General features: G+C 53.1%; 21 protein-coding genes. 9 read left to right on the top strand and 12 right to left on the bottom strand.

Annotated features, from left to right (window positions below):
- Positions 1-275: 275 nt before the first annotated feature.
- Positions 276-1,232: an NAD-dependent epimerase/dehydratase family protein gene (locus BS29_RS05125; RefSeq protein ID WP_229956143.1), complete on the bottom strand. Its 957-nt coding sequence runs from the start codon at positions 1,230-1,232 to the stop codon at positions 276-278.
- 197 nt (positions 1,233-1,429) lie between these two features.
- On the opposite strand from BS29_RS05125, the gene BS29_RS05120 reads away from it, so the two are divergent.
- The 4 genes from BS29_RS05120 (at position 1,430) to BS29_RS05105 (ending at position 5,509) form a co-directional block, all read left to right on the top strand.
- Entirely contained in the window at positions 1,430-2,464 is a 1,035-nt protein-coding gene (locus BS29_RS05120; RefSeq protein WP_229956142.1) for a rod shape-determining protein, read from the top strand.
- Positions 2,465-2,567: 103 nt separating this feature from the next.
- Positions 2,568-4,091, top strand: coding sequence for a fumarate hydratase (locus BS29_RS05115; protein ID WP_229956141.1), 1,524 nt, complete (start codon positions 2,568-2,570; stop codon positions 4,089-4,091).
- 12 nt (positions 4,092-4,103) lie between these two features.
- Complete coding sequence (locus BS29_RS05110) at positions 4,104-4,595, top strand: hypothetical protein (RefSeq protein ID WP_229956140.1); 492 nt, start codon at positions 4,104-4,106, stop codon at positions 4,593-4,595.
- Positions 4,592-5,509: a DMT family transporter gene (locus tag BS29_RS05105; protein WP_229956139.1), complete on the top strand. Its 918-nt coding sequence runs from the start codon at positions 4,592-4,594 to the stop codon at positions 5,507-5,509. The genes BS29_RS05110 and BS29_RS05105 overlap by 4 nt, the downstream gene beginning before the upstream one ends.
- Before the next feature lie 21 nt (positions 5,510-5,530).
- Here the strand turns inward: BS29_RS05105 and BS29_RS05100 are convergent, their stop codons facing one another.
- Positions 5,531-6,130, bottom strand: a complete 600-nt coding sequence (locus tag BS29_RS05100; protein WP_229956138.1) for a GNAT family N-acetyltransferase — start codon at positions 6,128-6,130, stop codon at positions 5,531-5,533.
- Positions 6,130-6,942, bottom strand: coding sequence for an SDR family NAD(P)-dependent oxidoreductase (locus BS29_RS05095; protein ID WP_229956137.1), 813 nt, complete (start codon positions 6,940-6,942; stop codon positions 6,130-6,132). The genes BS29_RS05100 and BS29_RS05095 overlap by 1 nt, the downstream gene beginning before the upstream one ends.
- Positions 6,943-6,971: 29 nt before the next feature.
- Between BS29_RS05095 and BS29_RS05090 the strand changes: the two genes are divergently transcribed.
- From BS29_RS05090 to BS29_RS05080, 3 genes are all read left to right on the top strand, one after another.
- A complete protein-coding gene (locus BS29_RS05090; RefSeq protein ID WP_229956136.1) occupies positions 6,972-7,325 on the top strand; it encodes a hypothetical protein in 354 nt (117 codons plus the stop codon).
- Positions 7,326-7,497: 172 nt separating this feature from the next.
- The gene (locus BS29_RS05085; RefSeq protein WP_229956135.1) at positions 7,498-9,591 is read left to right on the top strand and encodes a TonB-dependent receptor plug domain-containing protein; all 2,094 of its coding nucleotides are present in this window, start codon (positions 7,498-7,500) and stop codon (positions 9,589-9,591) included.
- A 54-nt stretch (positions 9,592-9,645) separates the two neighbouring features.
- A complete protein-coding gene (locus BS29_RS05080) occupies positions 9,646-11,454 on the top strand; it encodes an ABCB family ABC transporter ATP-binding protein/permease (protein WP_229956134.1) in 1,809 nt (602 codons plus the stop codon).
- 55 nt (positions 11,455-11,509) lie between these two features.
- Here BS29_RS05080 and BS29_RS05075 read toward each other — a convergent pair whose 3' ends face one another.
- The 6 genes from BS29_RS05075 to dnaK form a co-directional block, all read right to left on the bottom strand.
- Positions 11,510-12,277, bottom strand: coding sequence for a JAB domain-containing protein (locus tag BS29_RS05075; protein ID WP_229956133.1), 768 nt, complete (start codon positions 12,275-12,277; stop codon positions 11,510-11,512).
- Between the two features lie 794 nt (positions 12,278-13,071).
- Positions 13,072-13,413 carry a hypothetical protein gene (locus tag BS29_RS05070; RefSeq protein WP_229956132.1) on the bottom strand — a complete coding sequence of 114 codons (342 nt, stop codon included), beginning with the start codon at positions 13,411-13,413 and terminating at the stop codon, positions 13,072-13,074.
- A 65-nt stretch (positions 13,414-13,478) separates the two neighbouring features.
- Complete coding sequence (locus tag BS29_RS05065) at positions 13,479-13,994, bottom strand: helix-turn-helix transcriptional regulator (RefSeq protein WP_229956131.1); 516 nt, start codon at positions 13,992-13,994, stop codon at positions 13,479-13,481.
- Between the two features lie 101 nt (positions 13,995-14,095).
- Entirely contained in the window at positions 14,096-15,379 is a 1,284-nt protein-coding gene (locus tag BS29_RS05060; RefSeq protein WP_229956130.1) for a 2OG-Fe(II) oxygenase family protein, read from the bottom strand.
- 13 nt (positions 15,380-15,392) lie between these two features.
- A complete protein-coding gene (gene dnaJ, locus BS29_RS05055; RefSeq protein WP_229956129.1) occupies positions 15,393-16,544 on the bottom strand; it encodes a molecular chaperone DnaJ in 1,152 nt (383 codons plus the stop codon).
- Between the two features lie 112 nt (positions 16,545-16,656).
- On the bottom strand, positions 16,657-18,603 hold the full coding sequence (gene dnaK, locus BS29_RS05050) for a molecular chaperone DnaK (protein WP_229956128.1): 1,947 nt from the start codon (positions 18,601-18,603) through the stop codon (positions 16,657-16,659).
- A gap of 199 nt (positions 18,604-18,802) precedes the next feature.
- Between dnaK and BS29_RS05045 the strand changes: the two genes are divergently transcribed.
- Positions 18,803-19,300: a copper chaperone PCu(A)C gene (locus BS29_RS05045; RefSeq protein WP_229956127.1), complete on the top strand. Its 498-nt coding sequence runs from the start codon at positions 18,803-18,805 to the stop codon at positions 19,298-19,300.
- A complete protein-coding gene (locus BS29_RS05040) occupies positions 19,301-19,765 on the top strand; it encodes a vgr related protein (RefSeq protein WP_229956126.1) in 465 nt (154 codons plus the stop codon).
- Positions 19,766-19,768: 3 nt separating this feature from the next.
- Here BS29_RS05040 and BS29_RS05035 read toward each other — a convergent pair whose 3' ends face one another.
- From BS29_RS05035 to BS29_RS05025, 3 genes are all read right to left on the bottom strand, one after another.
- The gene (locus BS29_RS05035; protein ID WP_229956125.1) at positions 19,769-20,077 is read right to left on the bottom strand and encodes a TFIIB-type zinc ribbon-containing protein; all 309 of its coding nucleotides are present in this window, start codon (positions 20,075-20,077) and stop codon (positions 19,769-19,771) included.
- A 133-nt stretch (positions 20,078-20,210) separates the two neighbouring features.
- Positions 20,211-20,384 carry a YdcH family protein gene (locus BS29_RS05030; RefSeq protein WP_229956124.1) on the bottom strand — a complete coding sequence of 58 codons (174 nt, stop codon included), beginning with the start codon at positions 20,382-20,384 and terminating at the stop codon, positions 20,211-20,213.
- 142 nt (positions 20,385-20,526) lie between these two features.
- Positions 20,527-21,915 carry an MATE family efflux transporter gene (locus BS29_RS05025; RefSeq protein WP_229956123.1) on the bottom strand — a complete coding sequence of 463 codons (1,389 nt, stop codon included), beginning with the start codon at positions 21,913-21,915 and terminating at the stop codon, positions 20,527-20,529.
- Positions 21,916-22,167: the final 252 nt, after the last annotated feature.

Here is a 22,167-nt window from a genome sequence, read left to right as displayed (position 1 = left end):
TTATATGCAAGAGGGTAAATGACATTTTAACGACTCTGTTCGTCGTATAAATGAATCGCTTCGTCGACGGCCGATTCATGCTGCAGCGCAGCGACGCGTGGACCTTCTAAGACTTGACGATAACGCAATAGGGTGGGTCAAATTTTACAAAAAAATTATCCACAGCTCATGCACAGGTGTGAATGACTCATTTGTGACACCATATATGGTGTGTGAAAGATTCAACGGAATGAAATTTTATTTCAATGCTCTCGATTTGAATCGAGCAGCGCCCATCACAAACTGGCTAGCCCTTCCGATCGAGTCACAATTGGGCGATAGCCCAAATCAGCCTCCGCCTTTGACCCGTCCAATGTGCAATCCCGAGACATGACCATGGCGGCATGAGCGGTCAATGGCGGCTCACTTTTCAAACCCAATAGTCGCCATATTTTTTCAGATGCTCTTCCGACAAAATCAGCCATGCCGGATGAAATGGACTTGTCTGCCAATGTCAGCTGTTTTGCCTGCGCCATTCCTCCGATCATATCTTTCATACTGATCGTCCCGTCATCCAATATGAAATAGGCCTCTCCGCCTCGACCATTGGTGAGAGCAAGATTGATGGCATGAACCAGATTATCGATATGGGTGGTTGATGTCATCGCCTTGCCGTCATTAATCCACATCCATTTGCCGCTCTTGGCCATGGCCTCAACCGTCGGCAGCAACGTCGTGTCGCCCGGTCCCCAGATGAAACGCGGTCGCAAAATAATGGTTTCAAAGTCTCCATCGCGATTGGCATCGCGCACACGCTGTTCGGCCTGTGCCTTGGTCGCACAATAGGGATAAGGAGAATCCGGTACCAGCGGAACTGTCTCGTCGGCATCGCGCACATGCTGACCATGACAGATGCCAGCCTCTGTACCGATATGAATGAACCGCCATACGCTGGCCGCCTGCGCGGCATCCAACATCGCCTGTGTTCCCAGCACATTATATTTATACCATGCATCTTTTGGCCCCCAGGCTTCGACAAAGGCCGCGCTGTGCAGAATAACCTCGGCATCACCAATATGTTCGGGGGTGATCGTTTCCAGATCGCAGCGCACCGGCTCTGCGCCCAGATCACGGATCACCGCATCTGATTTCTCGCTGCGTGACATGGCAGTGACCTGATGCCCGACCTCAACAAATGCCTTCGTGGCAGCCCCGCCGACAAAACCGGATGCGCCGGTAATAAAGATACGCATATGTCCTCTCCCATATCGCTGTGCTGATCGCTTTTGATGTGAAACGAGCTTTCCCCACTAACAGATAGCCAGGAACAAACCTATTTTCAGCACAGCTCGACTAGACAGCATAGGTTCATTCGCGCCAAGCCATTATCGGTTCACAAACATGTCACATCTTAGATGTGATCCCCCTTTTCAAAAGTAACCTATTATATATGCGTAGTTTCTTCAAACTTCAGTCGCATGATATTGCGATCGACCTCGGCACAGCCAATACGCTTGTCTATTTGCGTGATCGCGGAATTGTCCTCAACGAACCTTCGGTGGTCGCACTCGAAACCCATGAAGGCGTCTCCAAAGTACGAGCCGTGGGCGCTGATGCCAAGCTGATGATGGGCAAGACGCCTGACAATATTAAGGTCATTCGCCCATTGAAAGACGGCGTGATCGCCGATCTTGATGTGGCGGAACAGATGATCAAGCATTTCATCCACAAAGTGCATGACAAGAAAACAGGCCTGCTCAGGCGTTTCGATATCGCCGTGTGCATCCCATCCGGTTCGACCAACGTCCAGCGCCGGGCCATTCGGGATGCTGCGTCCAATGCTGGCGGATCGCGCATCTTCTTTGTCGAGGAACCGATGGCGGCGGCCATTGGCGCTGGCATACCGGTGGCGGAACCCATTGGCGCGATGGTAGTCGATATTGGCGGCGGCACGACCGAGGTCGCCGTGTTATCTCTGCAGGGACTTGCTTATAGCACGTCCGGCCGCATGGGCGGTGACAAGATTGACGATGCCATCGCCTCACATATCCGGCGCAAGCATAATCTGGCGATTGGTGAAACGACCGCTGAAACAGTCAAACATGAAATGGCGAGTGCCGTCAGCCCGGTCGATAATGGCCGGACCATGCATATCAAAGGCCGCGACCTGGTAAGAGGTATGCCGAGAAAGATCATCATTACCGAAGCCGAAATTGCCTATGCGATTGCAGAGCCAGTCGGTCAGATAACCGACAGCGTCCGCAACGCGCTGGAAAATACCGCACCGGAACTGGCCGCCGATATTGTTGATCAGGGCATTGTCCTGACCGGCGGCGGCGCGCTGCTTGGGCGGATTGATGAACATATTGCCGAGCAGACGGGTCTGGCCGTCACTATTGCCGATGATCCATTGACCTGTGTCGCCAAGGGAGCTGGCCAGGCCTTTGAAGATCCCTTGTATCGCGGTGTGCTGATATCAGCATAAAGCCGCATACCAACACGTTCTTAACACATCAAAACTTGCCGATTTTCAACATATCGGCCAAAAGGCCTCCGGATCGCATCCTTAGACTAATTCCGGAGCCCTGATGACCGTCACGATTAAAACTGCCGACCTGATTGAAAGCGTCGCCGACGCCCTGCAATTCATTTCTTACTATCATCCGATGGATTATATCCGGGCACTGGGCGAAGCCTATAAGGCGGAGAAATCACCGGCGGCCAAGGATGCGATTGCGCAAATCCTGACCAACTCCCGCATGTGCGCCGAGGGGCACCGGCCGATTTGTCAGGACACCGGCATTGTGAACGTCTTCGTCAAGTGGGGCATGGATTGCCGGCTCGACGAGACATCGCAATCGATGCAGGAAATTGTCGATGAAGGCGTACGCCGCGCTTATCTCCATCCGGAAAACAAGCTGCGCGCTTCGATCCTGACCGACCCCGCGTTTACGCGCCGCAATACCAAGGATAATACGCCCTCTGTGCTCCATGTTGAGATGGTACCCGGCGACAAGGTCAGCGTCGATGTTGCGGCCAAGGGCGGTGGATCGGAAAATAAATCCAAGTTCAAGATGATGAACCCGAGCGACAATATCGTCGACTGGGTGCTCGACATGGTGCCACAAATGGGCGCAGGCTGGTGTCCGCCGGGGATGCTTGGCATCGGCATTGGCGGTACAGCGGAGCGCTCGGTATTGCTTGCCAAACAGTCACTAATGGACCCGATTGACATGGGCCAGCTGAAAGAACGCGGCCCGCGTAATGATATCGAAGAACTGCGGATAGAGATTTTCGACAAGGTCAACGCGCTCGGCATCGGTGCACAGGGACTGGGCGGGCTGTCCACTATCCTCGACGTCAAAATCAATGACTGGCCCTGTCACGCAGCGGGCAAGCCAGTGGCGATGATCCCCAATTGCGCCGCCACGCGTCATGCGCATTTCACGCTCGACGGCAGCGGACCGGCCTATCTCGAGGCTCCTAAGCTGGATGAATGGCCAGACGTCAACTGGGCGCCATCTTCCGAAGCGAAGCGCGTTCATCTCGATCAGCTCGACGAAGCAGAAGTGGCAAGCTGGAATCATGGTGACCGCCTGCTGCTCAACGGCAAGATGCTGACCGGCCGCGATGCTGCGCATAAACGGATCAAGGATATGCTCGACAAGGGCGAAGAGCTACCGGTCGAGTTCAAGGGACGCGTTATCTATTATGTCGGTCCCGTCGATCCGGTCGGCGAGGAAGTGGTCGGCCCCGCTGGCCCTACCACCGCCACGCGAATGGACAAATTTACCGACATGATGCTCGAACAAGGCCTGCTCGCGATGGTCGGCAAGGCCGAACGCGGCCTCGATACCGTCGGTTCCATCAAGAAACATAAGAGCGCCTATCTGATGGCGGTCGGCGGCAGCGCCTATCTGGTGAGCCGGGCGATCAAGGGATCAAAAGTCGTCGGCTTCGAGGATCTCGGCATGGAGGCGATTTATGAATTCGAGGTGCAGGATATGCCGGTGACGGTTGCCGTCGATGCAGAAGGCCAAAGCGTTCACCATCTCGCGCCGTTGGTCTGGCAGGAGAAGATCAAGAAAGAGAAGCTGCTCGAAGGAGTTTGATCGGCTTTCTTTATGAAAGAAGAATTCAAACTCTTTTCGCCAATGGACCCAATCCCGCTTGCCAAAAAACTAAAGGCGGAGATGAAGCGCCGCAAAAAGCGCAAGGACCATCATGTCTTTGGTCGAGGAACCGAACGGAAAATGTTTCTCACCTTTCGGCGGCCGGGCTTTCAAAATGGGGCAGAACCAAATCTGAAGGCCAAGATGCGCGAGCATGACGGCGGCACTCTGATCGAAGGGACAATCCGTCAGGGCAAGGCCATGCCATTTTTCCTGTTCTGGAATGGTTTTGTGGGTCTGTTCTTTCTGTTTTCGCTGGCCCTTTGGTTTGTCGATGATGCACCGCTGTTTTTCAATCTCATCTTCTCGGGAATTCCGGCAATCATGCTCGCCATCGGCCTGACCGCTGCCTACAAGACGCGCAATGATCCGCCAGAAGATCCCGGCACCCCGCAGAAAATATTGGATTTTCTCGCCGAGACCGTGGACGCGCGACCTCTTTGACATTTCCGATCTGGATACCCGCCGCTTTACTGGCCGCGCTATTTCTCGCCTGGCGCATGGCGGTGCAGCAGCGCATTCGCGCGGAGATGTCGGTCAACGCAGCGGCGCTGTCCCGCTTCTTCTTTGGCTGGCCGATCGCCTGCGCGATGCTTGCCAGCTATATGGCCGCCACCGGGCGCAGTGCCCTGCCCCCGCTCGACGCATCCTTCTGGTGGTTCGCATGGGCGGCGGGATTTGCACAGATGCTGGCGACCAATCTGATCATCATGTCATTCGGCTTTCGCAACTTGGTCAGCGGTACCGCCTATATGAAAGTCGAAACATTGATCGTAGCGTTTCTCGGCTGGTTGATCCTTGGCGAAACACTGGCCCCGCTGGCCTGGCTAGGCATTGCCATAGCGTTTCTTGGCATTTTATCGGTATCCGTTGAAGGCGGAGCGCGCGGTCTGCTGCAATGGCTGCGCGGCCTTAAACAACCCGCAGCGCTCACCGGTCTGAGCGCTGGATTCCTGTTCGCGCTGACCGCCATCTTCATCAAACAATCCGCCAATGCCGTCCCCGATGTGGAACGCACCTATGCCGGACTGATCGTACTCGCCGCGGTGCTCGGCTTTCAGGCCTTGATGCAAGGGGTCTATGTTATCATCCGCGAACCAGATCAGTTTCACGCGATGCTGAAACGCTGGCGTGTGACAGCACAAGTCGGTGTGCTCGCGGCCACCGCATCGGCGGGCTGGTTCATTGCCTATGCCCATGCGCCCGTCGCGCTTGTCGGGATCGTTGGTCAGACGCAGATATTATACACGCTGGGCTTTGGGCGCTTCTATCTCAAAGAACCGCTGAACCGCAGCGAACTGACTGGCATTTTGCTTGTCGGCATCGGCGTCATCATGGCGCTGGCCTCTACGCTTTAGGCATCGGTTAGACTGTTCCAATCATCTAGGCTCTCGCCACATGGCTTCAAGCGGCGGTCCGCCCTCACCACAGGCAAAAATCTCTCGCCGCTCAAATCCATGATGTGCGTAGAAGCCATGATTGTCCGGGTTGCTATTCTCCAGATAGCAGGGAATGCTCTGGGCATCGCAAGCCTGGAGCACCGGCGCCAATAGGGCTTTGCCGAGCCCTTTGCCTCGCGCGCTTTTTCGTGTTCCAATGGTGAACAGGTAGCAATGGGGCTCACGGGGATGATGCTTGTCCATGATGTCGCCGGCCGCCATGGCTCGCTTGAGGCCGCCGGCACTGCCGTGAATCAACTGCCCAACCGCAAAACGGACCATTGCGAGGATGCCCATATCACCCGATTGATCTGGAGCGAGCCACATGGTTGCCCCCTCATTACCAGCAAGGTGGCAAAATCCATTCCGCGCATAGATTTCGCGTGCGAGGACGCGAAAGGATGCCTGGATGGCCTGTTGGCTGCCGAACATCCATGTGTTTACCGGGTCCTCGGCAAAGGCCTCGGCGGTAATATCGGCGAGTTGGCGCCAATCGGCAGGCGTGGCACGGGTCAGTCCATCGGGAAGATCAATATCCATCAGTTTTGCATCTCCGCGAAAAATCTCTGCACATCATAACTTTCATCGCCCTCGCTGCGAGGCGCATATTGGTCGAAAGCTTTTTTCATCTCATCATAACGCTCGTCGAAGCGGACGACATTATAGCCATGACTGACAATATAATATTCACCTGCCTCAATCTGCGGTGCGATGATCTTCGCATATTCCGCCGTGTCCATCGCCGCAGATATTTTCAGATTGGCTTCAGACAGTTCGGACTTCACCCAACCGGGAATGATAACCCCGGTAGTCAGCCAGTCAGGTGCTTCCCTTCGCAATACATCCATCAGACCGAATATCGCATGTTTGCTCGACACATAGGCACCGCCCCCAAAGGGAAAGGCATTGAACAGGGAATTTTCAGACGCGACGGAATAGATAGCGGAAGGCTTCTCCTCTGCCAGAAACCGCCGACCAAATTCTGAAATGCCGGCCCACATGCCCCAGAAATTCACTTCAAATATGCGCCGCGCCTCAGCCGGATCGGTCTTGATCACCGATTTCATCGACCCGCCAATACCGGCATTGTTGATCAACATATCCGCCCGGCCATTTTCGGCCCAGGCGAAATCCGCCAGTGCGGTGAGCGATTCCGGATTGGTGACATCGCCCTTAAAAACTTTCACATCAATATCATCTGCGGCAAGACTGTCAGCTGCTTCGGCAAGGCGTTCCGCGCGTGGTTCAAAAAGGATCAACCGTGCGCCGCGCTTGCCAAGCTCGCGTCCCAGAGCAAGGCCGATACCCGTCGCACCGCCCGTGATCACCACTGTCTTATCTGCACATTTCATCCGTTCCTCCCCATGCACTTGCTCATGCCTTGCCACTGTCACCTGAAAGCCACCGTGACAAATTATCGTCCGGCAAGACTGACATTAGCGGCAACATATCCTATATAAAGGCCATGTATGTTTTCATCATCTTTATATGCGGGATCGGCAATTTCGCCATGCACAAGGCGATGATGGAGAGCAATAATCCACTGATCACCGAAGCGCGGGGAAGTTTTTCGAAATTTCTTGGCCCCTATGGGAGCTATATATTGGAATTCGGTATGCTAGCAGCGGCACTGATTTTCGCTAATATGGGAATGCTCACTGCTGTAATCTTTTATGGCATCTATACACTGGCAAATGCAGCCGGTGCTTATGTGCTGTTTTCAAACAAACACTGATATTGAGTAGCTTAATGAGCCGAATCGAGGGTTTTGAACTGTAAAGTCGTTTGTCCGACTACGGATGTAGTTTGTCGAAAGACAGTATCTCATGTAACCAACCGGTCATAGCAGGCGGGCAAGACCAAAACCATGAACGCACCTATGTGTTCTCATTGAGGGGGGGATAATCTTGAAAAAAACCTGCTGGCTATCTTTCGGTGTTGCAGCCTGCGCGATCTCGGCATCTTTTGCTTTCCCATCATTGGCATGGGCGCAATCGGAAATCCCCGCTAACGGCAACCTGCAGCCGCGAACCGAAGATGGTCGCCAGATTTATGATGTCGCGCAATTTTCCCGGTTCAATCCTCGCACAGCGCTGGATATTGTCAGGCAGGTGCCGGGCTTTATTATTGATACCGGTAATGACAGCGCCCGCGGTCTCGGCCAGGCTGATGAAAATGTTTTGATCAACGGTGCGCGCATTGCCGGCAAGAATAATGATGCTTTCACTGTACTGGGGCGTATCTCAGCATCCAATGTCTTGCGGGTGGAAATCGTTGATGGAGCGACGCTGAGCATTTCCGGTCTCTCTGGTCAGGTCCTCAATCTGGTCACCAGCAGCGATGAAGCAACCGGCATCACCGGCAATTTCAAATGGCGTCCGCAATGGCGACGGGCCGGCAATAACTGGTTCGCTGGTGAAGCATCGATCAGTGGCAAACTGGGCAAAGGCGATTTCACGATCGCGGTCGAGAATGACGCCTTTCGCAATGGTGCTCAGGGACCAGAGCGGATCACCGATGGACTAGGCACTTTATTGTTTGAACGCGATGAGGTTGCCCGAACGCGCGGTGATCGCCCTTCGATCAATGTCTCATATAGTCGCACCAGCGATGCCGGTTCGGTGTTCAATATCAACGGTGAATATGGGCTCAATCATTTCAACCAACAAGTCGACACATTGCGGACACAGCCGGGTGAGCCCGATATATTGGAACTGTTCACCAGCCGCGAAAGAGAATGGAATGCCGAACTGAGCGCGGATTATGAATTTGATCTGGGCGGCGGCCGGTTAAAACTGATCGGGCTGCAACGGCTGGAGCACAGCCCGACCAGGGACTTTTTCAGTCGCACTTTTACTGACGGCACTTCTCCTTTCATAAACACTTTTAACCGCACAGTGGATGAAGGAGAATCGGTGCTACGTGCCGAATATGGCTGGAAAACCTCTGGCGGAACCGACTGGGGTTTTAGCCTGGAAGGCGCGTATAATTTCCTGGAAAGCGAGGCAGAACAGGCAGGCCGCAACCTCGACAATGCCAACACCAAAGTTGAAGAGAAAAGAGCCGAATTTATAACAACCTATGGCCGCCCCTTGTCATCAAACCTGACACTGCAGGCAGCGGTTGGCGGAGAATATAGCGAGATCAGCCAAGGCGATCTCAGCCGTTCTTTTGTCCGGCCGAAAGGATCAGTTGCCCTTGCCTGGAAACCGGCGGCGGATTTCGATCTCAGTTTCAAATTGTCCCGCGAAGTCGACCAGCTCGACTTTTTCGACTTTGTTGATTCCGTCGAAGTATCGAATGAAGTTCTGACCTCTGGCAATGTTAATCTGGTACCGCCGCAAAAATGGCGCGCGGAGCTTGAGGCCACCAAGCAACTGGGTTCCTTTGGTTCAGCAACGTTGACACTGTTTGGCGAGAAAATAAGCGATATTGTTGATACTGTGCCGATCACGGCAACTACAGAGGCACGGGGCAATCTCGACAGCGCGGACCGCTATGGATTGGAGGTCGTCTCCACCCTGTTGCTCGATCCAATCGGATGGAAAGGCGCCAAGATTGATATTGAGGCGGAAGCGGTAAAAAGCAGCGTGCGTGATCCCCTCACAGGACGCAAGCGCCGGATCGGTCAGGATGATCGCTATAGCTATGAGATCAGCTTGCGCCACGACATACCGGGCTCAGACTGGGCCTGGGGCGCGGGCATCGAGAATTTTGATGATGTCGGCAATATCCGGCTCGACCAGATTGCAGACTTTGATGTGCTGGCCCCCTATTCCTGGATTTTCATTGAACATAAGGACGTACTCGGACTGACGGTCAATGCCAACCTCGGCAACCTGTTCGATCGCGGTGAACGCTTTGTTCGCACCGTCTATGGCCGGTTTGATGATGCGGGAGGCTTTGTTCGCGGGCGGCGCGATGGACCGGTCGGCTTTGTGGAAAACCGCACCCGTAAGTTTGGTCTAATCTATCGGTTGACCATTAGTGGTAGTTTTTAGGGTTCTGATAGCCCGCACATAGACAATTCAAGAGAGCATCCCTACATCCAACGGATGCCGCCTGACTATGCCACAAAGGGTCAAGCCGATCCGCCGATGATCCCGACGCTGAAGCGCTTCCTGCCCTATTTGTGGCCAAAGGATGCGCCTGCCCTGCGCCTGCGTATCATAATCGCTGGCCTGCTGGTGCTTTGTGCCAAGGCCGCTGTGCTTTCCATGCCCTTTGCTTACAAGGCGGTGGTCGATGGCATGACCGCTGGCACCGAAGCGGCGCTGACCCTGCTATTGGCGCTCGTCGCAGCTTATGGACTGGCGCGTTTCGGGCAGGTGATGTTCGACAATATGCGCAACATTGCCTTTGAAAAGGTTGGGCAGGAAGCGGCGCGGCGGCTTGCTACCAATGTCTTCACCCATTTACACCGGTTGTCGCTGCGCTTTCATCTGGGCCGCCGTACGGGAGAGGTGACCAAGGTTATCGAACGCGGAACCAAGAGCATAGACATCATGCTCTATTTCCTGCTGTTCAACATTGCCCCGACGCTGATCGAACTGATTGCGGTTTTGGTCATCTTTCAGGTGAAATTTGGCTTTGGCCTGGTCGCGGCAACGATCGCGATGGTTGCCATCTATATATTCTTCACGCGTAAGGTGACAGACTGGCGCAACGCCCTGCGCGCGGAAATGAATGACATGGATACGCGCGCGATTGGCCGGTCGGTTGATGCACTGCTCAACTATGAAACGGTGAAATATTTCACGGCCGAAACCCGTGAAGGCGAACGCTATAATCGGGCCATGCAGGACTGGGCCGATGCGGCGGTCAAATCGGAAAACTCGCTGGGCCTGCTCAATATCGGCCAGTCGCTGATCACCAACCTGACGATGATCGGGGCCATGGCCTATAGCGTCTATGGCTGGAGCCAGGGTCAGCTGACCGTCGGTGATCTGGTGCTGGTCAACACGCTGCTGATGCAATTGTTCCGCCCGCTTGATCTGCTCGGTATGGTGTATCGCACCATTCGTCAGGGTCTGGTGGACATGGATGCAATGTTCAAATTGATCGACACTGATCCGGAAATTCAGGACAAGCCGGGTGCAAAGACGCTCGAGGTCAATAGCGGCCAGGTGACCTTTGAAGACATCGCCTTTGCTTATGATGAAGATCGCGGCATATTGCACGGATTGAGCTTTAACGTGCCGCCCGATGGCACATTGGCGATTGTCGGACCATCCGGAGCTGGCAAATCGACTATCGCGCGACTGCTATTCCGTTTCTACGATCCGCAAGCGGGCCGCGTGCTCATTGACGGTCAGGATATTTCCCATGTCACGCAAAACAGTCTGCGCGGCGCCATTGGTATTGTGCCGCAGGACAGCGTGCTGTTTAACGACACAATCGGTTATAATATCGGCTATGGCCGGGAAGGCGCGACCCAGGCGGAGATTGAAGAAGCTGCGCGCGGCGCGGCGCTCGACGGCTTCATCACCAAACTGCCAGGCGGCTATGACACACAGGTGGGCGAGCGCGGGTTAAAACTTTCCGGCGGAGAGAAACAGCGCGTAGCGATTGCGCGGACCCTGCTCAAAAACCCGCCCATTTTGATCCTGGACGAAGCAACGTCAGCGCTGGACAGTCGCACAGAAGACGAGATTCAGGCTACCCTTGCAAAAATTTCCGAACGGCGCACGACCCTGATCATCGCGCACCGGCTTTCGACCATCACTCATGCCGACGAGATTATCGTCCTCAACGAAGGCCGCATTGCCGAACGCGGCAACCATCGCGCCTTGCTTGCCAAGAACGGACTCTATGCCGAAATGTGGAAACGACAGGCCGAAGACCGACAGCTCGAAACACTCTAAAGAGCCGCAACATCAGGCGAGGTGATGCATAGGCCTGCGACCGTTGACTTGCCGACTAAAGCAATTTCATTCTGCGAAAACTCGACCACTTATTGCCAGCAATAACAATATGATCGTGCAATTTTATCTCGAGCTCGCGGCACAGCATTTTTATCAGCATCGTAAATTTTACGTCTGATGGACTGGGCTGCACATCGCCACCGGGATGATTGTGAACCAATATGATCGCGCTCGCATTCAACTCGAGCGACCGCTTCAATATATTGCGAGGTTGAACGATCACTTTGCGCGGTGACCCATGTCCAAATATCTGATCGCGGATCAAATGATTGGCATTGTCCAGAAAAAGGACCCGCATGGTTTCCTCGGCCAGCGACCCCATGCTCGCCTGCAGATATCGGATCAGCTTTTCGTCGGTTGCGGATATCAGCTTTTTGGGCAACTCGTTTTGCAGTTGCGCCATCAACAGCTTTTCCGTTGCAATCAACAGTCTAATGACGGCGTCTTGCGACCCTATGACACGCCGTAAAGCTTCCTCCGATTCCGATAATATCGCGCCAATTGATCCAAATTCGTCGAGCAGCGCATCCGCGAGCAGAACGGCCTGATCAGGAGCAACCGAAGCTAAGAGCTCCGCCAGGACGGATCGGTCCCGTTCGCTTTCAACCGGCGCTGGTGGCAATATGTTCCTATCGCGATTGTTATCAGCAAGGGATAGGAAGAAGCGACTTGCATGGTGAGATATGCCTGCGGGTGTATCGACACATCCATCAGCTTCGCCATATGCGCCACCAGCGCGGTTGTTTGCAAAGAGACTACGCATAGTGGCCAGAACCTCTTTGCTCGTAAAGCCACTGCAAGAAAAGCAATCCAGATCGCGAGGTCAATAACCAGATGCGCTGGATCCATTTCTGTAAAGTCAGTCGTGTAAACGGCGTGGAGAACCTGGTCCATAATCCAGATCCCAAAATAAGATCCTGCGACTGAACGCTCCGGGGCTCCGCCTCGCAGGAAGGCATATAGCGTGCATGTTGCAAATAATATGTAGAATATCGCAATTCGCATTGTTCAGCATGCCCGTAGCTTAGGAGCGCAGTTAAACGCCTGGAATGGCTATATTCAGCTTTCTCTAACTGCTCCGCCAGGACGGATCGGTACCGTTGGCCTTCAATCGGCGCTGGTGGCAATATGTCCCTATCGCGAGAATTATTAGGAATGGATAGGACGTAGCGACTTGCATGATGAGATATGCCTGCGGGTGTATCGATACATCCATCAGCTTCGCCAAATGCGCCACCAGCGCGATTGTTTGTAGAGACGTTACCCATAACGGCCAAAACCTGTTTGCTCGTAACGCCACCGCAAGAACTGAGACCCAAACAAACAGATCGATAATGAAATGTCCTGGGTCCATTTCCGAATATTCCAATGGCGTAAAAAAATGAACCATGGGGTCCAACATAACACCAACAAGAAGAGTTGAAGCAATCCAACGTTCGGGCGGGCCTCCCCTATACAGAGCATAAAATGTTGCTGCACAGAGGAGAGAGAAGAATATTGCGGTTCGCATTGCCCAAAAGGAACATGCTGGCGCGTCATAGTCAACAACTCGCTAATTCAGGCCACGATTGAGAGATGATTATCGTCTTTATCTGACGCTTTAGCAGATGGTGGACATTCTTCATGCTTATCTCCCCAAGCATGTTCCTCACCAATTTTCTTCAACTCGCCATGTACGCGCAATACGTCGCTGCTGGCGTCGACAAGCGCCATTTGCGCTTTGGCAAGGCGCAGGATCGCTGCTTGGCCGGTTGAAGCTGGAACGCCGGTGTTCAAACGTGCCTTCACTAATGTCGACATAAGGTCGGATACGGAAACCAGCGCCTGATCAATGCTATATTCGCTATGCGGCATATCCTGGCTGATTTGATCTTTGGCTTTTTTGATTTCGTAAGACATAGACTTCCCTTTCCGCGAAACGCGAATTCAAAAAAATATTATTTCAGGTAGGCCTGGCCTTGGCTTTACGAGCCTAGCAGACCTGAAAGAGACTGAGAGACTGCCAGGCCGATCAAAACAATTGCCAATATACCTATCGTCATGCCGACGATTATGGCCAGTCTTTGAACGGTACCCAGATCACCACTCGGTTCCTTCAGGGCTTTCAACCATTGGTCAGCTTCATGCCTGGAGTTGAAGTCATATGGTACGGTCACTTCTTCTAGCATGAACGATTGTGGTTGATCGCCCTGAGAAGCTTTTGCGCCGGATTCGGGTGAATTGGGAAGATAGGCCGGATCATATATGATCCGATCATAGTCGCCAGTGGCACGGGCAAAGATGATCGCTGCCTCGTCCCGCGTCGCTACATCCAGCGTGCGCCGGGCGCTATCCAGCCTTTGGTCCACTGCCGGCTTGGATATGTCTAGAATCCGTGCGATTTCTTTTGAAGATTTGCGGAGCACCACCAGGTGCAAACATTCACGCTGCTTGGCAGTCAATTTTGCGACTCGCGCCGATTCTAGTTCAAATTGGTCCAACTGTGCTCCCCAAAGTACGAAGCAAATATAGCTTCATCTCAGGATACAGGCAACTGGCCATCGCAATAAGCGCTTTTTCAACTGACCTGCGATCTTGTAACCTAAATGTGAATATCTCTGTCCGCCGCTGCATCAAAGGCAATGGTCAACCGCTCGCCATGTTCAATTGGCCTAGTGCCGTGATAAAGAAAGCTGGGAAATAGAACCAGATGCCCAACCTTTGCTGTAAACTGCCGCAATGGCATCAAGTCTAGTGGTATATCTTTTGGCGGGCGGCCAAGTTCCAAAATTCCCTGCTCTAGATTGTCACCATTGGGTTCGGGAACCGCGATATGACAGGCGGAACTGATCAATCCACCGTCGTGCACATGGCTAACATGATGACCAAGTGGGCCAACTAGGATAGACCAGCCAGCGACAAGTCCAATCTCTGTGTTGCGATAGCGTAACGTGGGATGCTCTGGATCGATTTCTGGCCAAGCCGACTGATAGCCTCGGATCGCAGACAAGAATAGTTTCTTGAGTTTCAAAATCTCGGTATCCTGCCGCAGGAACAAGTTTCCGCGCGTTTGCGTTCCGCTACGAACGCTTTGGTTCAAAGGCCTCGACCGGCTGTAGTGGAAATTCGGCAATAATTTGGTCAATGTCTCGAGTTCTTTACTATCCAAACGTAGATCTATCTGAATCGGCAGAAGCTTTTCTGGCAATAACCAAGAATGGCGCGGATCTTCCATCAATCGCCAGCAGATTTCGGTCAACGCCCAGATAACGACAGAATCAGGTTCACGTTTCCTTGGTATCGACAAAAGATGGTCGGCAGCTTCGCCATCAGCTTGCCGCAAACGGTGACGCGCTTCATCCAATATCTTGGCTGGCCAATCATTCGGAAGCTGCTGAAAAAGTCTATCTGCCCGATCATGATGTCCAGCCAAGCCGGCATAACGGGCCTCTAGCAGAGCAAGATCATTCGCTGGCGCTCCTTTTTGTCGAAGCATGCGCGCGATATCTGCCGCCCTTAAGGGTTCATTACCATCGGTCAGGAACTGCATGTATAAGCGCCAGAGCGCACTTTTGTAGGGAAGCACCGCGAGGGCTTTTTCAAGTTGGTTCAGATAGTCGGGATCACTATATTCAAACCGATATCGGGCTAATGCACTTTGCCCATCCACCCAGTCGGGTGCTTGGTCCAAAACAGCGGTTAGTTGATGCAGTGCCTTTGGATCATTGTCAGCCAGTAAAGCCCCGGCTTCGCTAATCAATAAACCACCATCAAAAGGCAGTCGGGATCGTGCTTCTTTAAGAAGGTGCAAAGCATCGTGCCTACCAGATTGATAGGCAGCAATCGCATCATCGCGCAAAATTTGATCCGCTTTGCTATAGCTCACGAATCAATGCGCCCTACTCGGCTAAACCGTCCCATGCTTCTTTGATCTTGGAAAAGAAGCCGCTGGATTGCGGGCTTTCATCTCCGGTTTCAGTCTCCTGAAACTCTCGGAGCAATTCCTTTTGCCGGGACGAGAGCTTGGTCGGTGTCTCGACATCGATCTGCACCACCATGTCGCCATGGCCACGTCCCCGCAATACGGGCATGCCAGCGCCGCGCTGACGGATTTGCTTTCCAGACTGAATGCCTGCCGGAATACGAATTTCATGCTTGGCGCCATCCAGGCCCGGAATCACAATCTCACCGCCCAGCGCAGCTACCGAAAAACTGATCGGTGCGCGCGTGAACAGGGTTGTCCCTTCACGCTCAAAAATATTATGGCGCGCCAAATGGATGAAAATATAGAGATCCCCGGGAGGCGCACCGCGTGCGCCCGCCTCGCCTTTGCCCGATAGCCGAATGCGCGTGCCGCTATCGACGCCAGCAGGAATTTCCACTTCCAGCACCTGCGGTTTATCAACCCGGCCTTCGCCAAGGCAAACATGGCAAGGGCTTTCGATCACTTCGCCGCGTCCCTGACAGCTTGCGCATGTCCGTTCCACAACGAAAAAGCCTTGTTGTGCGCGGACCTTACCATGGCCGTGACAGGTCGGGCAGGTTTTAACGCCTGTCCCAGGCTCTGCGCCCGATCCATCACATTCATCACAGCCGACTGAAACGTCTATCTCAATCTCTGTCTGTTTGCCGTGAAAGGCGTCTTCCAGAGAAATTTCCATATCGTAACGCAAGTCCGCGCCGCGTGCGGGACCACGTTGCTGCTGTTGACCGCCAAAACCGCCACCACCGCCGCCACCAAAAATCGTCTCGAAAATATCGCCTATGTCATTAAATGCAGCGCCGGCAAAACCGCCACCGCCAGCATTGTTGCCGCCACCGTTGGTGAAAGCTGCATGACCATATTGGTCATAGGCTGCACGCTTTTGAGGATCCTTCAGGACATCATAAGCCTCGCTGATCGACTTGAATTTCGCTTCAGCAGCAGCATCACCAGGATTTTTGTCCGGATGATATTTCATCGCCAGTTTGCGATATGATGATTTCAGCGTTGCGCCATCGCAGCTGCGATCGACCTCAAGCTGCTGATAATAGTCCATTTCGGTTGCCATTACTTTGCTTCCCCCGAAGCCATACTCATACTTCGCCCAGACCTTGCCCGCCGAAGCCTCTGGCACTCTCCCAGCAATTGTTTCAAGGAGAGTGCCAGCGGGTAAATTTTACTTACTCAGCGGCTTTTTCTTTTGCGTCAGAATCAGCGTCGTCGCTGTCATCTACTTCAGAAAACTCAGCATCTACAACATCGTCATCTGCCTTGGCTGCTGCGTCGGCTGCCGCTGCATCTGCAGCATCACCGCCAGCAGCTTGCTCCGCTTCGTAGATTTTCTGACCCATTTGCATGGAAACCTGCGCCAGCGCTTCTGACTTGGTCTTCATCGCTTCCGGGTCACCACTTTCAATGGCTTCCTTGGTCTCGGCAACAGCCGTTTCAATCTGACCTTTCAGGTCCGCATCAACTTTGTCACCATGTTCGGACAATTGCTTCTCGGTCGTGTGGACAAGGCTTTCCGCATTATTTTTGGCTTCCGCCTCTTCACGCCGTTTCTTGTCTTCTTCAGCAAATTTCTCGGCATCTTCAACCATCTGATCGATATCACTATCGCTCAGACCACCAGAAGCCTGGATCTTGATTTGCTGTTCTTTGCCGGTGCCCTTGTCTTTCGCAGAGACGTTCACAATACCATTGGCGTCAATGTCAAAAGTCACGTCAATTTGCGGAACACCACGTGGTGCTGGGGGGATGCCGACCAGATCAAACTGACCGAGCATCTTGTTATCCGCCGCCATTTCACGCTCACCCTGGAATACGCGAATGGTCACGGCGCCCTGATTGTCATCAGCCGTTGAGTAAACCTGCGATTTTTTCGTCGGGATCGTCGTGTTGCGATCAATCATGCGTGTGAAGACACCGCCAAGCGTTTCGATACCCAGTGACAATGGTGTCACGTCGAGCAGAAGCACGTCTTTGACATCACCCTGCAAAACGCCGGCCTGAATGGCAGCGCCCATGGCAACAACTTCGTCAGGGTTCACACCGGTATGCGGCTCTTTACCGAAAAATTCCTGCACGGTTTCACGAACTTTGGGCATGCGGGTCATACCGCCAACCATAACGACATCGTCAATTTCTGATGCGCTGATGCCAGCGTCTTTCAATGCCTTCTTACAAGGATCGAGCGTCCGTTTGATCAGATCGCCCACCAGCTTCTCCAAATCGGAGCGGCTGATGCTTTTCACCAGATGCTTCGGACCATTTTGATCGGCCGTGATAAATGGCAGATTGACCTCTGTGGTCTGCGCGGAAGACAGTTCGATCTTCGCTTTTTCCGCTGCTTCTTTCAAACGTTGCAGAGCCAGCTTGTCCTTGGTCAGGTCAATGCTTTCGGCTTTCTGAAAATCATCAGCGAGAAACTCAACCAGCTTGGCATCAAAATCTTCACCGCCAAGGAATGTATCACCATTGGTAGACTTCACTTCAAAAACGCCGTCACCAATTTCAAGGATCGAGATGTCGAAAGTACCGCCACCAAGGTCATAAACAGCGATGGTTTTGCCGTCATTTTTCTCCAGACCATAGGCCAGTGCCGCAGCGGTCGGCTCGTTGATGATGCGAAGAACTTCGAGACCGGCAATTTTACCGGCATCTTTGGTTGCTTGACGTTGGGCGTCGTTAAAATAGGCAGGAACTGTGATAACCGCCTGCTGAACGGTTTCGCCAAGATAGCTCTCAGCAGTTTCTTTCATCTTCTGCAAGGTGAAGGCAGAAATCTGGGCTGGAGAATAATCTTCGCCGCCAGCTTTCACCCAGGCATCGCCATTGGAGCCTTTGACAATTTCATAAGGGACCAGTTCCATGTCTTTCTTGGTCATCGGATCATCGAAGCGGCGACCGATAAGGCGTTTCACCGCAAAGATGGTGCTTTCCGGATTGGTGACCGCCTGGCGCTTGGCAGGTTGTCCGATCAGTCGTTCGCCATCTTTTGCAAAGGCGACAACCGATGGTGTTGTCCGCGCACCTTCTGCATTTTCAATAACTTTCGGCTTGCCGCCGTCCATAACGGCAACACAGCTGTTGGTGGTGCCCAAATCAATACCGATAACTTTAGCCATTTTTCCCTCAATTCAATTTCAAATATTTTCTATAATTAGCAAAATAACCGCCCGGCCCTTTTCGTCTGGCACCGTTACGGCTTCGGAATGCGATATAGGTGGCATTTTCTTTGGCACAAGTCTTGGCACAGACGCCGCGAGGCTCTACATATTAAGAAACCGTCCTCTTGCCCCCAAATTCAGGAGTTTTCTGCGAGTCATGAAGAAACAGCTTTCGATTTTTTTTGCTAGCCTTGCGGTAATTTTTCTCAGCGCTTGTGGCCAGGGTGATGTGCTGCGTGTCGATGATGTTGTCATCAATCTTTCCCCGGTCGATGGTAATCCGTCTTCCGGCTACATGACTATTCATGGCGGACCGGACGACGTGTCGCTGGTCAGTGTGATCGCAGATGACGTGATGCGCATGGAAATGCATGAGACAGTTGAAAAAGACGGCATGGCCCAAATGCAGTCGCTGAAAGAAGTGCCCGTTCCCGCAGGCGAAAAAGTCAAGTTTGAACCGGGCGGCAAGCATCTCATGATATGGGGTGTTGGCGGCGGTTCAATCCATCGTGGCTCCCTGCGGATGATATTCATCTTTTCCAACGATGACCGGATTCAAGTTGATGGTGTGATCAAACAGATTGGCGGCGCCAAGCCAGAAAAAGCCGATGCAGATGCCGACGCATCCGATACAGCTGAAGACAGCACATCATAAGTGACTGCGCGGGCAAATTCAGGCCGTCCGCTTTCCGAGGCGGAAATCAATCTATGCCGGTCCGTGTTTGGTGATGCCATAGATTATCGCGATGTGCGGATATTCAATCGCAAATGGTGGCCGTTCCAGCCCAGGAAAGTCACCATGGCGCCCGATGGCAACATGTGGTTTCACCCCAAAAGCGGGCTGTTCCGGGATAATTTTGGTGAGAGCGATCTAAACCTACAGGGCCTTTTCATTCATGAAATGGTCCATGTCTGGCAGTATCAGCAAGGCGTTTTTTTACCGCTCTCCCGCCATCCATTTTGCCGTTACGATTATGATCTCGTACCTGGCAAGCCATTTGAGAAATACGGTATTGAACAACAGGCCGAGATTGTCCGGCATGATTTTCTGCTCAAACAGGGCGCAAGATTGAAAAACGGCTTTCAACCCGAGCAGTTTGTCGGGCTGGTGCCTTTTTAGAAACTAGTCGAACAAATCTTCCAGGAAGGATTTGCGGCGCTTTTTCTTGTAGCGCCGGTGATCATAGCTGTCGCTGTAGATGGTGCGGTCTGGACGATAGGTCTGTTCCGCTCGCGGTATTTCGGCTGGCCGTGACCTTTCAACAATCTTGTCTATTTCGCCGCGGTCGAGCCATACGCCGCGGCATTGCGGGCAAAAATCAATTTCCACCCCTTGCCTTTCACTTATCATCAGACTGACATTACATACTGGGCACGGCATGGCTGGCGCTGTTTGCGACGCGCTGGATCGGTTGGGAGAGGAAGAGGTCATGGCATATCCTGAACAAACTCTAGGGGGATAATCGGCGTAATCAGTCTGGGGAGGAATGTTGGGCGATATGCTCTAGTTTCCGGTGGGGACCGGGGAGTGAAACACGGTACATATCGCCCAACGGCTTGGCCTGTTAGGTGGTAACAGGCACCAAGTCGCGCCTTGCAGCGGCGATCTTGTCTTTAATATTCAAACGAATGCGCTTTAGCTGCTGCATTTCCTGTTGCCGGCCAGCGGCGCGGCAATTGTCGATCAAGCGGTTTAACCGACGGTGGCGTCTCACGAGTTCGTCGACATAGTTTTTCATAACGGCCTCCTTGGTTGAATTGCTTGAACAATATGTGCCAAAGATATCCCGATTGATCCAATCGAAACGATTGCTCACCATTCATAGCTTTTTACTATTGATGCTGGTGGCGCCATGTTCGCACAACACAGACATACTTGGCCTAAGGCAGCAAGCCGATCCGTTCCCGCATCATCCAACGCGCCAACATGAGCACAGCAACAATGCCAAGACCGCTCGCCAACCCGGTCCAAACACCAATGCCTTCCCAGCCCTGCCAAAAGGCAAGGCCCGCCCCGACACCAATACCGATGAACCAATAGCCCATGAGTGCGAAAACCATTGGCACGGTCGTATCATGCAAGCCGCGCAGCATTCCAGCTCCAACAACCTGTGCGCCATCGACAATCTGGAAGATGGCGGCAATGGCCAGGAAGCTGACCGCAAGCGCTGCTACTTTGTCATTGCCCGGCGCATTGGCATCAATGAAAATTGCGATCAGAAAATCGGGTGCCAGAACAAAGACCAGCGCCATCGCCGCCATGAAGGATGTCCCGAGAGCGAAGCTGACCCAACCGGCGCGCGTAATTCCTGCATGATCTTTACGGCCATATTGAATGCCGACCCGCACGGTCGCCGCCTGCCCCAATCCCATAGGAACCATGAAGGTCAGCGATGCGAGTTGCAGGGCAATTGCATGAGCGGCGACTGACTCAGCATTGATCAAGCCCATAAGCAGCGCCGCGATTCCGAATACCGACCCCTCCAGTCCCATGGTAACGCCGATCGGCAATCCCAATTTCCACAAGGCGCGATAACGCTGCCAGTCGGCCCCCCAAAAGCGTCCAAAAAGATGGTAGCGACGAAAGCGTTTGTGCAAAACAACGACCAGCGCCATGCCACCAAACATGAGCATATTGGTCATCACGCTGCCAATGCCCGCCCCGATGACACCGAAAGCCGGCACACCAAATTTCCCGAAAATCAGGGCATAGTTAAACAGCGCATTTGCCATTACGGCAATCACGCTAATGATCAGGGCCCAAACCGGTTGTTCCAGCGCAGAAACAAAATTTCGCAATATGATGAAGCATAGAAACGGCAATATCGACCACATATAAGCGGAGATATAGAGCCCCGCATTGCGTGCCAGATCGGGTTGCTGGCCAAAATACATCAATATGCTCTCTGTATTCCAGAGCAGCACCCAGAACGGGATGATGACAGTGACAGCTGACCAAATTGCTTGCCGAAAGGTACGGCGGACATCACGTACGCTGTGGCTCATCCGGCCTATTTCACTCGCCATCATCGGTGCAGAGGCCGTAACCAGTCCCATGCAAAAAATGGCGCAGCTCATGGCAAGATTGAAACCCAAAGTTGCGGCTGCCAATTCGCGCGCACCCAACCAGCCGATCATCAAAACATCCGTCGCGCCAATCAATGCCATGGTCAGATTGGACAGGATAAGCGGCCACGCAAGTTTCAGCGTCACGAAGGCTTCGTGGCGCCAAGGATTGGGGGATCGAAAAGAATGCGCTGCAGTAGCCATATCTGCCCGTTAGCCGAGCCAGACCAAAGGCGCTAGCGAAACTCTGAGAGAATTTTTACCCAGCGCGCTGTTCGGCTTCTGATCATGCAGAAGCCCAAGCGAGTTTCTCATCAGATGTGATGAATGAAAAGAATGCATTGGCGCGGCCTTACAAACAGGTTTCACAGCACGGAGCTGTACAATTTTCAAAATCATGATTGACAGACTCTGACGGTCATCTCTAGTTACGAATGCGAATCATTTGCATTAGCA

The organism is Parasphingorhabdus litoris DSM 22379, assembly GCF_020906275.1.
Classification (GTDB): domain Bacteria; phylum Pseudomonadota; class Alphaproteobacteria; order Sphingomonadales; family Sphingomonadaceae; genus Parasphingorhabdus; species Parasphingorhabdus litoris.
This window is presented reverse-complemented; position numbering and strand designations above follow the sequence as displayed.